14 protein-coding genes are annotated in these 13,476 nt (G+C 73.1%); 6 read left to right on the plus strand and 8 right to left on the minus strand.

Annotated features, from left to right (window positions below; translation table 11 throughout):
• Positions 1-66 precede the first annotated feature (66 nt).
• Positions 67-1,704: an alkaline phosphatase family protein gene (locus tag ACFVU9_RS31570; RefSeq protein WP_387599261.1), complete on the minus strand. Its 1,638-nt coding sequence runs from the start codon at positions 1,702-1,704 to the stop codon at positions 67-69.
• Between the two features lie 128 nt (positions 1,705-1,832).
• Complete coding sequence (locus tag ACFVU9_RS31575; protein WP_387599264.1) at positions 1,833-2,810, minus strand: ArsR/SmtB family transcription factor; 978 nt, start codon at positions 2,808-2,810, stop codon at positions 1,833-1,835.
• Between the two features lie 215 nt (positions 2,811-3,025).
• On the opposite strand from ACFVU9_RS31575, the gene ACFVU9_RS31580 reads away from it, so the two are divergent.
• The gene (locus tag ACFVU9_RS31580) at positions 3,026-3,499 is read left to right on the plus strand and encodes a hypothetical protein (protein WP_387599267.1); all 474 of its coding nucleotides are present in this window, start codon (positions 3,026-3,028) and stop codon (positions 3,497-3,499) included.
• A 70-nt stretch (positions 3,500-3,569) separates the two neighbouring features.
• Here the strand turns inward: ACFVU9_RS31580 and ACFVU9_RS31585 are convergent, their stop codons facing one another.
• Entirely contained in the window at positions 3,570-3,929 is a 360-nt protein-coding gene (locus ACFVU9_RS31585) for a hypothetical protein (protein ID WP_387599270.1), read from the minus strand.
• Between the two features lie 293 nt (positions 3,930-4,222).
• On the opposite strand from ACFVU9_RS31585, the gene ACFVU9_RS31590 reads away from it, so the two are divergent.
• On the plus strand, positions 4,223-5,215 hold the full coding sequence (locus ACFVU9_RS31590) for an ArsR/SmtB family transcription factor (protein WP_387599273.1): 993 nt from the start codon (positions 4,223-4,225) through the stop codon (positions 5,213-5,215).
• Between the two features lie 59 nt (positions 5,216-5,274).
• Entirely contained in the window at positions 5,275-5,451 is a 177-nt protein-coding gene (locus tag ACFVU9_RS31595) for a hypothetical protein (protein ID WP_380448067.1), read from the plus strand.
• 22 nt (positions 5,452-5,473) lie between these two features.
• Here the strand turns inward: ACFVU9_RS31595 and ACFVU9_RS31600 are convergent, their stop codons facing one another.
• A complete protein-coding gene (locus ACFVU9_RS31600; RefSeq protein ID WP_380503951.1) occupies positions 5,474-6,232 on the minus strand; it encodes a hypothetical protein in 759 nt (252 codons plus the stop codon).
• Positions 6,233-6,337: 105 nt separating this feature from the next.
• Here ACFVU9_RS31600 and ACFVU9_RS31605 point away from each other — a divergent pair, with 105 nt between their 5' ends.
• A complete protein-coding gene (locus ACFVU9_RS31605; protein ID WP_380498712.1) occupies positions 6,338-6,709 on the plus strand; it encodes a hypothetical protein in 372 nt (123 codons plus the stop codon).
• 21 nt (positions 6,710-6,730) lie between these two features.
• Here the strand turns inward: ACFVU9_RS31605 and thpR are convergent, their stop codons facing one another.
• Both thpR and ACFVU9_RS31615 read right to left on the minus strand, forming a co-directional pair.
• Positions 6,731-7,348: an RNA 2',3'-cyclic phosphodiesterase gene (gene thpR, locus ACFVU9_RS31610; protein ID WP_387599277.1), complete on the minus strand. Its 618-nt coding sequence runs from the start codon at positions 7,346-7,348 to the stop codon at positions 6,731-6,733.
• Between the two features lie 78 nt (positions 7,349-7,426).
• On the minus strand, positions 7,427-8,389 hold the full coding sequence (locus ACFVU9_RS31615; protein ID WP_387599280.1) for a PIG-L family deacetylase: 963 nt from the start codon (positions 8,387-8,389) through the stop codon (positions 7,427-7,429).
• Between the two features lie 231 nt (positions 8,390-8,620).
• Between ACFVU9_RS31615 and ACFVU9_RS31620 the strand changes: the two genes are divergently transcribed.
• Positions 8,621-9,118: a phosphoribosyltransferase gene (locus ACFVU9_RS31620; protein WP_380448059.1), complete on the plus strand. Its 498-nt coding sequence runs from the start codon at positions 8,621-8,623 to the stop codon at positions 9,116-9,118.
• A gap of 35 nt (positions 9,119-9,153) precedes the next feature.
• Here ACFVU9_RS31620 and ACFVU9_RS31625 read toward each other — a convergent pair whose 3' ends face one another.
• Positions 9,154-10,371 (minus strand): hypothetical protein, encoded by a 1,218-nt coding sequence (locus tag ACFVU9_RS31625; RefSeq protein WP_387599283.1) that lies wholly within the window; start codon positions 10,369-10,371, stop codon positions 9,154-9,156.
• Between the two features lie 261 nt (positions 10,372-10,632).
• Complete coding sequence (locus tag ACFVU9_RS31630; RefSeq protein ID WP_380448055.1) at positions 10,633-11,712, minus strand: terpene synthase family protein; 1,080 nt, start codon at positions 11,710-11,712, stop codon at positions 10,633-10,635.
• Between the two features lie 619 nt (positions 11,713-12,331).
• Between ACFVU9_RS31630 and ACFVU9_RS31635 the strand changes: the two genes are divergently transcribed.
• Positions 12,332-13,453 (plus strand): FAD-dependent oxidoreductase, encoded by a 1,122-nt coding sequence (locus ACFVU9_RS31635; protein WP_387599286.1) that lies wholly within the window; start codon positions 12,332-12,334, stop codon positions 13,451-13,453.
• Positions 13,454-13,476: the final 23 nt, after the last annotated feature.

Here is a 13,476-nt window from a genome sequence, read left to right on the forward strand (position 1 = left end):
GCCATCACGTGACGGGGCCGCGCCCGGGTGCGGGCACGGCCCCGGTGTGCCGGTCGGGTGTGCCGGTCAGGAGGCGTTCAGCGTGGTGTCGTCGATGACGAAGCCGGTCTGGTCGGCGGAGGAGTTCTCCACGCCGGTGAACGTCAGCGTGACGCTCTTGCCGGCGTAGGCGGACAGGTCGAGGGTCCGCTGCGTGTAGCCGTTGGCGGCGTCGAGGTTCGAGTAGGTGGCCAGGGTGCTGCCGTTGGCGGTGACGGTGAGCGTGTCGTCGGCGGTGCCCGTGGTCTTGGCCGTGTCGATGTGGAGCCAGAAGCCGAGCGCGGCCTTGCAGCCGGCCGGGACGGTGACGCTCTGGCTGAGCGTGTCGGTGTGCGCGGAGCCGTAACCGTCCAGCCAGGCGTCCCAGTTGCCGCTGTGCGAGGGCTCGCTGGCCAGGTCGTTGTTGATCACGCCGGAGGTCGCCTTCCACGGCGCCGGGCTGTTCCCGTTCTCGAAGCCCGGGTTGCCGAGCAGCTGGCCGGGCGACGGGCAGCCGGTGCCGGCCGGGCTGACGGTCCAGGTGAACGAGGTGCTGCCGGACGGGCCGGTCGAGTCGGTGGCGGTGACGGTGACGGCGGAGGTGCCGGCGGTGGTCGGGGTGCCGCTGATCAGGCCGGTGGAGGCGTTGACCGACAGTCCGGCCGGCAGACCGGTGGCGGCGTAGCCCAGCGTGCCGCCGGCGGTGTCGGTGGCCCGGATCTGGAGGGAGGCGGGGGTGCCGACGGTGCCGGCCTGGTTGCCGGGCGCGGTGACGCTGACGCCGCCGGTGGTGCCGGTGTTCCAGGCGTCGGTGATCGGTGTGGCCTGGGCGGCGGCACCGGCGTACGGCAGGCCGTACATGTCCTCGATGGTGCGCAGCACGCTGAAGTGGTCGATCTGCTCGGTGTAGGTGCCCGGCTTGACCTGCTGCCCGTTGAAGAAGGTGGCGATCTGGTTGGGGCCGGCGCTGTCGTCCTCGTCGAAGGTGGTGATCAGCAGACTGTTGTGGGTCTTGGCCCACTGGACGTAGGCGTCCAGGTTGTTCTTCAGCCAGGTGTCGCCGGTGGGGATCGAGCAGTCGTGGATGTCGTCGCAGAGGTTGGGGATCACCCAGGAGACGGTGGGCAGTTGGGTGAAGTCGGTCGGGAAGCTGGTGAACGGCAGGCTGGCGGAGGCCGGGACGTTGGTGAAGTTGGTCCACGGGACGTGCTTGCGCGCGTACTTGCCCGAGGTGCAGACCGTCGAGCCGGCCGAGGGCAGGCTTTCCGAGTAGCCCTTGAACGTCAGGCCCTTGGCGATGAGTTGGGCGCCCTCGTTGTCGGTGCTGAAGCTGTGCGGGCAGGAGTCGTCGGTGATTCCCTGGTTGGAGCCGGAGAACAGGTCCAGGTAGTTCGGCTGGCTGGGGTGTTCGATCGCGAAGGAGTTGGTGAAGTTCGCGCCGGTGTTGGCCAGTTGGTTGAAGTACGGGGCCTGTGGGTTGCCCACGATGGAGCTCTCCGAGGTGTTTTCGAAGAGCACCACCACGACGTGGTCGGGCCGCGGAACGGCGGCCGTGGCCGCGGCGGGCTGCACCGCGGCGGCGGTGCCGGCGGTGCCGGTGGCGCTTGCGGGAGCGACGGCGCCGGTGGGCCCGCAGAGCAGGGCGACGGCGGCGGCGAGGCCGGTGGCGAGGCGTGACAGACGCACGGATTCTCCTCGGAGGGGCGGGTGATTGGCCGTCACTGTCCCGCAGTTGACGATGCCCACACAAGAGCCGCGTCGGCGAAGGCCGGGTGAACGGCAGGCCGCCTCCGGCGCAAGCGACAGGGCGAGGGTCAGCCGCGGTTCCCGCCCGTGCCGGGGGGCTCGGGGTTGTTCAGCAGCAAGTCGTGTCCGAGCGGGGTGAGGTCGTGGCGGACCTGCCGCCCTTCGCGCTCCGTGGTGATCACGCCGGCCACGCGCAGGACCGTGGCGTGGGCGGACGCGCTCGCCGGGCTGAGGCCAAGACGCCTGCTCAGCTCGGCCGTGGTGCACGGGCCCAGGCCGATCGCGCGCAGGGCGCGGGCGCGGGTCGCGCCCATGAGTCCGGCCAGGCCGTCCGTCCGCCGGGCAACGGTGCCTCCGGCCGGGCGGGCACGGCTCGGGTACAGGACCGTCGCCGCGGGGTGTTCCGTCGGGAGGGCCGTGATGGACGTCAGGAAGATGTTGGGACGCAGTTCCACGCCCCGCCCGTCCAGGTCCCACCCTTCGTTCAAGCCGTGGACGGTGAGTTGCAGGACTTCGCCGGTCCGCCAGCGCGTCTGCGGGTGCAGCCGCTCCAGCATGACGCCGGTGCCGGCCTCGGCGGCGGCGCGGGACCGGTGTGCGATGTCGGCTCCGAGCAGCCGCCGGATGTCCGGCCAGTCCGCGGCGAAGCAGGACCGGAAGAGGGCCCAGGCGCCGTCGGCGATCAGCCGCAGCCCTCGGGTGCCGCCGTCGCGCAGCTCCCGGACGATGGGCGGCAGGCCTGGGTCGTCGCCGTAGAAGTCGAGGTCCCGGCGGATCCGGCTCTCGGGCAGGGCCACGATGGCGTCGAGCTCGTCGGCGAGCCCCTGGCGGCCGGATTCGACGTTGGCGACGAGGAAATCCGGAACCCCCTCGAAGCTGGCGTTCACCAGCTCCAGCAGGCGATCGGCCTGGTGCGGCACGTGCTGGCGCATCCGGCGCCACCAGCGGGCGCGTCCGAGCGAGGCGCCGACGCAGTGGTGCTCCGCCCCGGCGATGCCGCCGATGATCTGGTCCATCGACGAGACGGCGAACGTGGTGCGCGCCATGTCCGCGGCACCGAAGCGCAAGTCCAGCACGGATCCCCCCGGTTCCCGCCCGTCCTCCCCATTGGACGACGATCATGCCGGGTGTCGTCCGCCGTGGGGTGGTTTCGCAACTATTCGGTCCTGGCTGAACAGCTCGCGGGGCGCCGATTCCTGCTGCCAGCATCGCGGTGCGCGCTTCCGTCGCGTCCCACCTCTTCCGAAGGAGCATCACCGCCATGCGCATCCGCCCCCGAACCCCGGCCGGCCGTCTTCTCGGACTCGGCACCGCCACCATGGCGCTGGCCGCCGGCACGATGATGACCACCGCCGGAACGGCCGGCGCGAGCCCCGGGGACAACGTCTGCCGGAGCACTCCGGTCTACGTCGGCGCCGGCTTCACCCTGTTGCCGTGCGTCTACCAGGACAGCAGCAGCTACATGCACGGAAAGGCCATCGCCACCGGTGGCCCGACCGACGTCTACCTGCACGTGCAGCTCGGCTACCGCTGCGACACCAGCGGGCCGGTCAACTGGGTTCCCGGGACGGACACGGCGACGTACATCCCGAAGGGCGGGGGCGGGGCCACCCTGTACACGGTCCCCTCGGACGGCATCGGCGCGTTCCCCGGCTGCCAGTACTTCTCGAAGACCTGGATCGTCGACAACGACCAGCAGATCGGAGACGTCGAGGCCGGCCCGGTCATCGGCTGAACCGTGCGGGCACCGGTCCCGTCATGGCCCCTTCCCCCGGGAGGGGCCAGGACGGGACCGGCGGCGTCCGTCAGTACGACTGGCTGGTGGCGCACCGACCGGTGGATCCGTTGCACACGACGACGTACGAGGTGATGCCGGCGTCCAGGAAGGGGTCGGTCCAGACCCTGGGACCGTAGGTCCCCTTGCCCTGACCGTTGCCGTTCGACTGCCTGAGGGCCACGGTGCAGTAGTCGCCCATGGTGGAGGCCACGTAGCCCCGCACCCAGTCGTGCCCGTTGGAGAACGTGTCGACCATGCCCCCGGCACAACCGGGGACGTTGGCCGAGAAGGTGGCGTCGGCCGACGCCATCCCGGTGCTGAGGCTCAGGCCGACGGTCGCGACGGCGGCGACGGCGGCGAGGCGGGTGGCGGTGCGCTTCCTGATCATCGGTTTCTCCTGGTGTCCGACGGCTGATTGCCTCGGCCCACGGTGCCCGGGCTCCACGCGGAGGCCGGTTGCCCGGACAAGTCCGTACGACTGCCTGCGAGTTCCGGAGGTCGGGGTCGTTCTTCGAGGGCCGTGTGTGTCGTGGGTGAACCTTTGGGGATGGTGCGGCCGGGCCGCCCGTCCCCGGCTCAAGGGAACCGGCTGACGGAGTTGCCCTGCGAGTGATTCGATGAGGTTCGAACACTCATGACGCCGGCCGTCCGGGCGGCCTGCGGCCGACCCCGGGGGGTGTCGTGCTCCACCTCGACATGGACCGCGCCGTGCTCGCGAACACCCGGTTCGCGATCTCTCCGCTGGCCACCCTGGCCGGCGCGCTCAGGCTCTTACGTGACGACGCGCGGCCGGGCGGCGGTTGGCGGGGCAGGGTCCAGGAGGCCGTCCGCGAGCGCAGGCTCGTTCTGCTGGGCGCGCTGTTCGGCGGTTCGTGGGACTACGTGCCGGACTTCCTGACCCCGCAGCCGCAGACCCCGGAGGCTCCGGTGCAGGAGGAACTGCACGCGGTGGCCACCACGGGCTCCGCCCGTCTGCGCTGGGAGCTGCGGATCATGGCCCAGGGGGTCCGTGAGGAGCGTCTGGCGGGCCGGGTGGTCCCCGTGGTCCTGCGCGAGGCCCTGGAGCGCGGCGAACGGGACTTCGCCGAGCTGGTGGCAGCCGAGCTGGAACGGCTGTGGGACTCGGCCCTCGCCCCGCACTGGCCGGCCCTGCGCAGCCGCATGGAGGAGGACATCACCCACCGGGCGCGGACCACCGCCCGCCACGGCCTGGCCGGCATGCTGGCCACCCTGCATCCCCGGGTGCACTGGAACGACGACCGGCTGAACCTGGTCGGCCGTTTCCAGGCCCGGATCCCCGGCAGCACCGGCCTGGTCCTGACCCCCTCGGTGTTCCCCGCCGGCCTGCGCGTGGTCGTCGACTCGGTGCCCTCGCCCGCCGACCGCGAGCCGATGCTCGCCTACCCCTCCCGGCCCGGGCCCGCCACCGGTCCGGGGCGCACGGTCCCCGCCCTGCTCGGGGCGACCCGTGCCCGCCTGCTGTCCGACCTGCACGCCGCCCGCACCACCGCGGAACTGAGCGAGCGGCACTTCCTCGCCACCAGCACGGTCTCCTACCACCTCGGCATCCTGCACCGCACCGGACTGATCACCCGCACCCGCACCGGGGCGCACGTCCTGTACCAGCGGACCCACCGGGCCACCGACCTGCTGGCCGATCCCCGGCCCCGCTGAGGCAAGCTGATCGGGCGCGGCTCACCGCCCTGCTCCCGCTGCGTCCCGTTGGAGGCCCGATGCCCGAGCTCCCCCCGCCCCGCCGCGTCACCCTCCGGCTGCCCGCCGACCTCGCGGACTGGCTCCACGGTTTCGCCGAGATCTCCCACCGGTCCGTCGACGACGTGGTCCGGCCGCTCATCGAGGCGGAACGGGCCCGCGTCACCGCGAACTGGGACCGGCCGGAGCCGGAGTAGAACCGGGAGTGGGGCGGGGCCGTTACTGCAGGATGCCGACCGCCCGCGCCACCACCAGGACCACCGTGATCAGGGAGACCGCCGACTGCGTCATCATCAGCAGTTTCGCCCAGACCGACAGCGGCATGGTGTCCGTCGGGCTGAAGGCGCAGGCGTTGGTGAACGCCACGTACAGGTAGTCCGGGTAGGAGGGCTCCCAGCCCGGCTCCGCGATGCCCTCCTGCTGCATCTGCGGGAAGAGGAAGTCCGGGTAGGCCTTCACCCCCTGGGCGCGGGCCGCCGGGCCGCCGCGGTCCCACTCCCAGTACCAGAGCGAGAAGGCGATGATGTTGGTCGCCCACACCGCGCCGCCGGTGCCGAGCAGCGCCAGCGCGCCCGGCGAGGCGGAGGTGTGGATCAGGTCGCGCACCAGCTTCACCGCCGACCAGCCGTTGGCCAGGCTGATCACCGCCACCATGGCCAGGCTCATCAGCCGCAGCAGCCGCGACGTCTGGTCGATGCGCTTGTGCGGGTTGAGGACCGCCAGGGCCACCAGCAGTGCCAGTTCCAGGGCCGGCAGCATCCAGTGCGGGTGGATGGTCAGGCGGGTCGGCAGGGCCAGCTGCAGGCCCACGGCGACCAGGATGGCCAGCGAGACCGCCCACCGCTGCTCACCGAGAGTGACCGAGCGCCACGCCGGGCGCTCCGGCTTCTCGGGCTCCAGGAGCCGTTCGATCCGCTCCAGCCTGCGGTGCAGTGCCTCGGAAAGCTGCGCCGGGGCATGGGGTTCGTGGTCACTCATGGCGCACAGTGTGGCAGGCGTCCACTCGCGCGATCGCGGGGGTACCGGGTGCGGGGACGATAATGACCGGGCTGCTGGAGAGTCGATGGAGAGGCAGAGAAGCGGATGACCCTGGTGGAAGGCCTGCGCGTCAGGTTGGCCGAGGACCTCGCCCTCGGTGAGGCGGTCGCCGGGGAGGCCGGGGCCGTCGTCGGGTTCCTCTCGCTGGGGGCCGGGGTCGAGGGCACCGTCGAGCGGGTGGACGAACTCCCCGAGAGCCACGAGGTCCGCGAGTACCTGCGTCTCAAGGCGCTGTTCGAGGACTACGGGCACACCATGCCGGCGGCCAGCCGCGAGCGGCTGGAGGCCGAGATCGCCGTGCTGGAGCCGCAGTGGGCCGCCCACCGGGAACGGGGGAAGCAGGTGACGGTCCGGGTCCGGCTGGACAACGGCCTCGTCCTCGACGGGGCGCACCAGGACGTCCTGACCCCGCTGTAAGAGGGGGCGTTCGCCGGTCGGCTACGGCCCGGCGGGGGCGCCGTCGCCGCCGGTGCGGGCCGCGGTGCCGAACGGCCAGGCCTCGATGTCGCGGTAGCGGATCGGGCCGGGGCCGCGGCCGGTGTTGCTGCCGACCAGGTGGAGGCGCTCGGCCTGCCAGGGACGGCCCGCGAATCCGTCGAGGCCGGCCGCGGCCCGGGGCACGCTGGTGGGATCGTCGCGGCGCGCGCGTGCCAGGGTCAGGTGGGGGCGCAGCGGGCGGCTGCGGAAGGCGATGCCGCAGGAGGCGACCAGGTCGCGGACGTCGGCGGCGAGCTGGTGCAGTCCTTCCAGGTCGCCGTCGATGCCGCTCCACAGCAGCCGCTCGTCGAAGTGGCCGCCGCCGTGCAGGGCCAGTTGCAGGGCGGGGTGGGTGGCGGCCCGGCCGGCGAGTACGGACTGCAGCAACGGTACTGTGGTGGAGGGGAGTTCACCGAGGAAGGCCAGGGTGATGTGCCAGTCCTCGATCCGGTTCCAGCGTAGCCGCGGGTACATGGCGTAGGCGGGCTGCAGGGCCCGGGCCAGTTCGTCCTTGGCGTCGTCGGGCGGGGCCAGCGCGATGAAGACGCGCAGGGTCGAGGGCTCGGGGGGAACGTCCACGAGGGATTTCTAGCACCTCTCCCCCGGCCGTCGGCCGCCGGGACCGGTGGCGGGACGGGGCCGTTCCCCCGGCGGCCGTCAGTGGTACGGTCCGTCGTTGCCGCACTGGTTGGTGAAGTCGCCCGGAGGTGCCCAGGTGCCGTTCGCGGTGAAGCGGCGGCCGGCGGCGGCCGGGTCGGTCTCCTTGCCGGCGAGTTCGTCCCAGGTGGTGGGGCCGACGGCCGGGTCGTGCGGTTTGTAGGCGTTCCAGACGGCGAGTTTCTCGTCCCGCCAGTAGCCGCCGAACCGGTCGGGCTGGTTCGCGAGGCTGTAGCCCTGGTACTCGTCGCGCTGGCGGACGGTCGTGCCGGTGGCGGTGAGCGGGTCGGCGCCGGGCGGGATCGTGGAGTCGGCGGCGGCGGTGAACAGGGCGGCGGACGTGTGGTCGATGTGGTCGCCGTCGCGGTGGCCGATGGTGCTCTGGGAGCGCAGGTAGTCGGGGTTCACGCCGTCCGTGACGGCCCGGAGTGTGGCGAGCAGGTCCTGGCGGGTGTACGCGGGCCGGCCGTCGATCGGGCGGCCGGCGAAGGCCGGGTCGTGGAGCATCCGGTAGAGGTCGCCGCAGTTGTCGCCGGAGGCCCCGTCCGCGGCGTGGATGTACAGGAAGAGCAGGTGGACCCTGGTCCCGGTGAGGGTGTCCGTGGCCACCGGGTGACCGTTGAAGACGGACTCGTTGAACGTCCAGTCGTTCGCGGTCTTCGCGGCGCGCGCGTAGGCGGCCTTGACGCCTTCGGTCCGCATGTTCGCGTAGTCGAGGCGCTCCTGGGGCGAGCCGCTGCCGTAGGCGATCTCACCGGCGGTGAGGTAGACGACCCAGGTGTCGTATCCGGCTTGGACGTCGGACAGGATGTCGGGGTTCATGAAGAGCAGGTCGTCGTCCTCGTGGGCGACGAAACTCAGCGTCGTGAGAGGGGTGTTCGCCGAGGCCGCCGGTGCCGGCCCGACCAGGCCGGCGACCGTGATGCCTGCCACGGCCAGCATGGTTCGCAAACGCTTTGCCATCGGTGCTCCTTGTCAGGGGGCCGCCTGCGCCGGTTGCCGGTTCTTCGGAGCGGGCCTGTTCCGAGGCTAGGACGGGGTCGCTTACCGCTTGCTTACCGACCGCTGATCGGTCGTCGGTGGACGGGACCTCCCGGGTCGCGGGGGGACGTCGTGTCCCGTGGAACGTCCCGTCGGCACTGCCCGGCGTGCCGGTGCTCGCCACCTGGGCGGCGGGCGGGGAGACTGGGCGCTGTGACCGACGTGCGCGAGACCTTGACTTACGAGATGTTCGGGCGGGCGGTGCGCGAGCTGGCGCACACGATCGCCGCCGACGGGTACGAGCCCGACCTCGTCCTGAGCATCGCCCGTGGCGGCGTGTTCGTGGCGGGCGGTCTGGCGTACGCGCTGGACTGCAAGAACATCCACCTGGTGAACGTCGAGTTCTACACGGGCGTGGGCACCACCCTGGAGATGCCCGTCATGCTGGCGCCGGTCCCCGCGGCGATCGACTTCACCGACAAGAAGGTGCTGATCGCCGACGACGTCGCCGACACGGGCAAGACGCTGAAGCTGGTACACGACTTCTGCCTCGGCCACGTCGCCGAGGTGCGGTCCGCCGTGATCTACGAGAAGTCGCACTCGCTCGTGAAGTGCGAGTACGTGTGGAAGAAGACCGACGACTGGATCGAGTTCCCCTGGTCGACGGAAGGGCCGGTCGTCAAGCGCGCCGGCCAGGTGCTCGACGCCTGACCTGGACGAGGGCGCGGTGGCGCCCCGGGGGAAGATCAGCGCAGTTCGACGGTGATGCCCACCCGCGCGAGCAGTCGGAGGACGTCGTCGACGTACGGCGTCTCGCCCTCCGTGTCCACGGTCACCTCGGCGAGCGCGCGCCGGGCGACCTCGGCGTCGTGCCAGACCAGGGTGAACGGCGCGGGCGGCAGGTCCCCGCCGCACGGGCAGCCGCGCAGCACGTGCCAGCACTGGGCGTAGTGGCCGCCGGGGCCGGCGACCGCCTCGCCGATCGCGCACACCAGTCCCGGCACGTCGGTCACGTGCCGCCCGTCGAGGTGCCGTACGGGACCCGTCGGGGGCCGGCCGGCTTCCTGACGGCCGGCGTCCTGACGGGCGGCGGCGAAGGCCGCCCACTCCTTCCGGCCCTCGGACGGGAACGCGGCCCAGGTGCCGGCCTCGGCCGGCGGCCCCTCGAACCAGGCGTCCCACACCGGCCGGGCCGCCGGCACGGGCCGGACGGCGGGGCCCTCGGCCAGCCACAGGTCCAGCAGGGTCCCGCCGAGCACGGACGGGCGGGAGGCGATGACGTTGAGCGGCATGTGCTCCTGGTGGCGCATCACCCGGCCGGTCCGGTCCACGGCGAGCAGTGTCACCCGGTCGCCGTCGCCCCGCGGGCGCACCAGCCGGCGCAGCAGCCTCTCGCCGGGCTCGCAGCCGATGAGCCGCATCGGCGGGGACGCGGGCACGCCGCGGTAGAGGCCTTCGACGCGGTGGCACGCGCCGAGCCCGCCTCCGCCCGGTCCATTGAACAGCCGCCATTCGGCGTCCGCGGGCTCGTCGCGCCATCCGGGGCCGTCGACCCCGGCCTCGACGACCAGGTCGAACAGGGACGTGCCGAGGCCGGAGGGCGCGCACCCGGTCAGGACGGGGGCGAGCAGTTCCCAGTGGTCGTCGCGGTAGCCGCCGTACGGGTCCTTCTCGGGGTCCGTCCCGGGCGCGGTGAAGTCCACGATGAGGCCGAGGGCCCCGAGGTCGACGGGTTCGCCGGGCCGGTGCCGGGCGTGCTCGGCCGCCTTGAGCAGGCGGCCGGTCGGGGCGCAGCCCACGAGCGTCAGCTGCTTGCGGTGCGGGGCCGGTTCGACGAAGAAGCCGTCGGCCTCGGCGCAGCGCGCCCACACGGTCGGCTCGTCGTCCCACTCCTCTTCGGCCAGGACGTACTTGAGCGGCCGGTCGCGTTCCCAGGTCCAGGTGCTCTCCAGGGCCGGCATCACGACCTCTGCCTCCCGTGTGTGTTGTGCCTGCTCACCGCCCCGTAGCCTGCCATTCCCCGGGCCGGGCGCGGACGGCGGGGCTCCTGGTTGCCCTGCCTGTGGCGGGTCCGGTGCCGTCAACGGCGGTGGCACCGGCCCGGGGACGGGCGCGGTGCCACCGGCTGCGGTCGGCTCCTGGGGGGGCGGGTTGCCGGGATCTGCCCGGGGGCCGGGTCGACTTGAGCCATCAGCCCTGCAGAACGCCGGTCGGCGCCCGGGGATTCAGCGGGCCGGGGCGGCGCTCGTCCGGGTCCGCCGGGAGCGCGGGCCCACGGCCTTCCACGTGCGGACGGCGGGGGTGATCAGGACGTCGCGCAGGGCGCGGCGCGCTGGCTGCGGGGTGCCGGGCAGCACCGGGTACCGGGCGCTGGTGCCGGTCCATGTGGTGAGGGCGGCGAGGAACTGGTCCAGGAGCAGGGCGAAGCGGTGGGTGTCCAGGACCTGGTCCACCGGGGGGCCGGCGGCGGCGTCGGCCGCGGGGGGCGGTCCGGCGTGGAAGCCGCGCCGCACCGCCGAGTGGAGCCAGCAGAAGCGCCGTTCCTCCGCGTCCAGCCGCTCGCTCACGTCCTGGCGGGCCTGCGCCGCGGACAGGCCGCCGTCGGCCATCCGGGCGGCGATGGCGTTGAAGGTCTCGTCCTTGCCGCCGTCGGCCGCGAGGTCGTTCGTGAGGATCCCGCAGGTCGAGAAGGCGTCCAGGAGGTCCTGCACCATGGGGTCGCCCCAGTGCGGCGTGATGCACTGGTCGGCGAGTTCGCACCACATCGCGGCCAGCAGCATGCCGCCGTCGGCCGGACGGAGCATCAGGTACTCACGCAGCGTGGGCGTTCGTCCCGGCTGCACGTAGTGCACCAGTTTGTCGCGTGCGGCGACGATCCAGGCGGCCAGCTGCTCGCGGTAGCGCTGCCACCAGAAGTCGGGCATCATCGCGCGGCTCTCCCGGACCAGCTCCGCCAGCGCGTGGACCGCGGGATGGTCGTCGGGTGCGGGCCGGTCGCTCTCGGCGCAGACGCACAGCAGCGACCGGGTCAGCCTCCCGACCGCGTCCAGCGGGGCACCGCGGAGGTCTCCGTCCAGCAGGTCGTCGGTCGTCCACGTCCACAGGGCCCAGCGGGCGGCCAGGCGCAGCGGGGCGCCCCCGGCGGTCGGCCACGCCTTGAGGCACAGGTCCACGTATCCGTGCGAGAGGTAGGCCTCCGGCGCCGGGTGCAGGCCGTACCGTTTCAGGAATTCGAGAGCGTCAACGCTCAGGTCGGCGCGTTCGGCTTCCCTGGGCTGCGGAATGAGGCGGACAAGGTCGCTCACCGGTCGGCTCCTCGTGCGAAGGACCCGAGCCGGCCGACGTCTTCGGCGGCCGGCTCGGCGGCGCGAGCTGTCTCACGCGCTGCACGACCAACGACCGTCCGGGCGAGCCGATGCGTTTCCGTGCCACACCCGCGAGCCGTGCGGCCGAGGTTTGAGGGTTGTGTGTGGCACATGTGTGGTCGGCGGGGTGGCCGGGGCCTCTCGTGCTGACGGACCGTCAAGAGGGCGCAGCAGTGGGGCGCTGGGACAAGGTCGGGTACGGACGGCAGGTGGCCGGGCGCACGTGCCGGATGCGGGCGCGTGCGGCGGGGTGGCCGGAGCGGCGGGCGCCGGGGGTGGCACGGGCCGGCCCGGGGACGTGTTCGGGCGCACGGTTGGCGTAGTCGGCGGCCGGGTCGTCCTCCGGAGGAAGAGGGCGCGTACCGGCGGCCGTGCGCCCCGCTTTTCGGGGGTGGTCCGGGCGGCGTCGGGTGGTGTGCGGACAGTCGCATGCCGGTGGCCCGCCGGTCGTCCGGCAGGGTCCGACGGCCGGACGACGGCGGTATGACGGCGGCGCCTGACAGCGTCCGGGGAGGCCGGCCGGAACCGATCGGGCGGCCCGATCCCGAAGGAGTCACCCATGCGCACACCCGTCACGATCGTCGGCGCCGGGCTCGGCGGCCTCACCCTGGCCCGGGTCCTGCACCTGCACGGCATCCCGGTCGCGGTCCACGAGGCCGATCCCTCCCCGTCGGCGCGCACGCAGGGCGGGCTGCTCGACATCCACGACTACAACGGGCAACTCGCCGTGGCGGCGGCCGGGCTGACGCAGGAGTTCCGCGCCATCGTGCTGGAGGGGCGCCAGGCGATGCGGGTGCTGGACCGCGACGGGAGCGTCCTGTTCGAGCAGGCCGACGACGGCACGGGCGGGCGTCCCGAGGTGCAGCGCGGCGACCTGCGGCGGATCCTGCTCGACTCGCTGCCCGCCGGCACCGTGCGGTGGGGGCGCAAGGCGACCGCCGTCCGCCCCCTGGGCGGCGGCCGGCACGAGGTGGCGTTCTCCGACGGCTCCGGAGTCGTCGCGGACCTGCTGGTCGGCGCCGACGGCGCGTGGTCGCGCGTGCGGCCGCTGCTCTCGGCCGCCCGGCCCGGGTACACCGGCAAGTCGGTCGTCGAGACGTACCTGGCCGACGCGCGCACCCGGTTCCCGGCCACCGCGCGGGCGGTCGGCGGCGGCTCGATGATCGCGGCGTCGTCGCCGGACCGGGAGATCTTCGCGCACCGGGAGAGCGGCGACACCCTGCACGCCTACATCGGGATCACCGAGCCGCTGGACTGGTTCGCGGGCCTCGACGTCACCGACGCGGCCGCGGTCACCGCGCGCATCGCGCGGGAGTTCGCCGACTGGGCGCCGGAGCTCCTCGCGCTGATCACCGAGGCGGACTCCGCACCGGTCCTGCGCCACCTCCACGCCCTCCCGGCCGAGCACCGGTGGGAGCGGGTGCCCGGGGTGACCCTGCTCGGCGACGCCGCCCACCTCCAGGCCCCGAACGGCGAGGGCGCCAACCTGGCCATGCTCGACGGCGCCGAGCTCGGCCTGGCCCTCGCCGCGCACCCCGACGACGTGGAGGCGGCGCTCGCCGCGTACGAGCGGGACATGTTCCCCCGCAGTGCGGAGGCCGCCGAGTTGTTCCCGGAGGGCGGCTCCGGGGACGACGCGGTCCATCCCGTGATCGGGCTCCTCACCGGGCAGGGCCGGTGAGGAGCCGTGCCCGGGGCCTGCCG

The sequence above is a fragment of the Kitasatospora sp. NPDC057936 genome, from assembly GCF_042887525.1.
Classification (GTDB): Bacteria; Actinomycetota; Actinomycetes; order Streptomycetales; family Streptomycetaceae; genus Kitasatospora.

Coding starts and splice junctions, on each gene's coding strand:
- ACFVU9_RS31575 (WP_387599264.1), bottom strand. CDS start 2,810: ATGGCGCGCACCACGTTCGCCGTCTCGTCGATGGACCAGATCATCGGC.
- ACFVU9_RS31580 (WP_387599267.1), top strand. CDS start 3,026: ATGCGCATCCGCCCCCGAACCCCGGCCGGCCGTCTTCTCGGACTCGGC.
- ACFVU9_RS31585 (WP_387599270.1), bottom strand. CDS start 3,929: ATGATCAGGAAGCGCACCGCCACCCGCCTCGCCGCCGTCGCCGCCGTC.
- ACFVU9_RS31595 (WP_380448067.1), top strand. CDS start 5,275: ATGCCCGAGCTCCCCCCGCCCCGCCGCGTCACCCTCCGGCTGCCCGCC.
- ACFVU9_RS31600 (WP_380503951.1), bottom strand. CDS start 6,232: ATGAGTGACCACGAACCCCATGCCCCGGCGCAGCTTTCCGAGGCACTG.
- ACFVU9_RS31605 (WP_380498712.1), top strand. CDS start 6,338: ATGACCCTGGTGGAAGGCCTGCGCGTCAGGTTGGCCGAGGACCTCGCC.
- ACFVU9_RS31615 (WP_387599280.1), bottom strand. CDS start 8,389: ATGGCAAAGCGTTTGCGAACCATGCTGGCCGTGGCAGGCATCACGGTC.
- ACFVU9_RS31635 (WP_387599286.1), top strand. CDS start 12,332: ATGCGCACACCCGTCACGATCGTCGGCGCCGGGCTCGGCGGCCTCACC.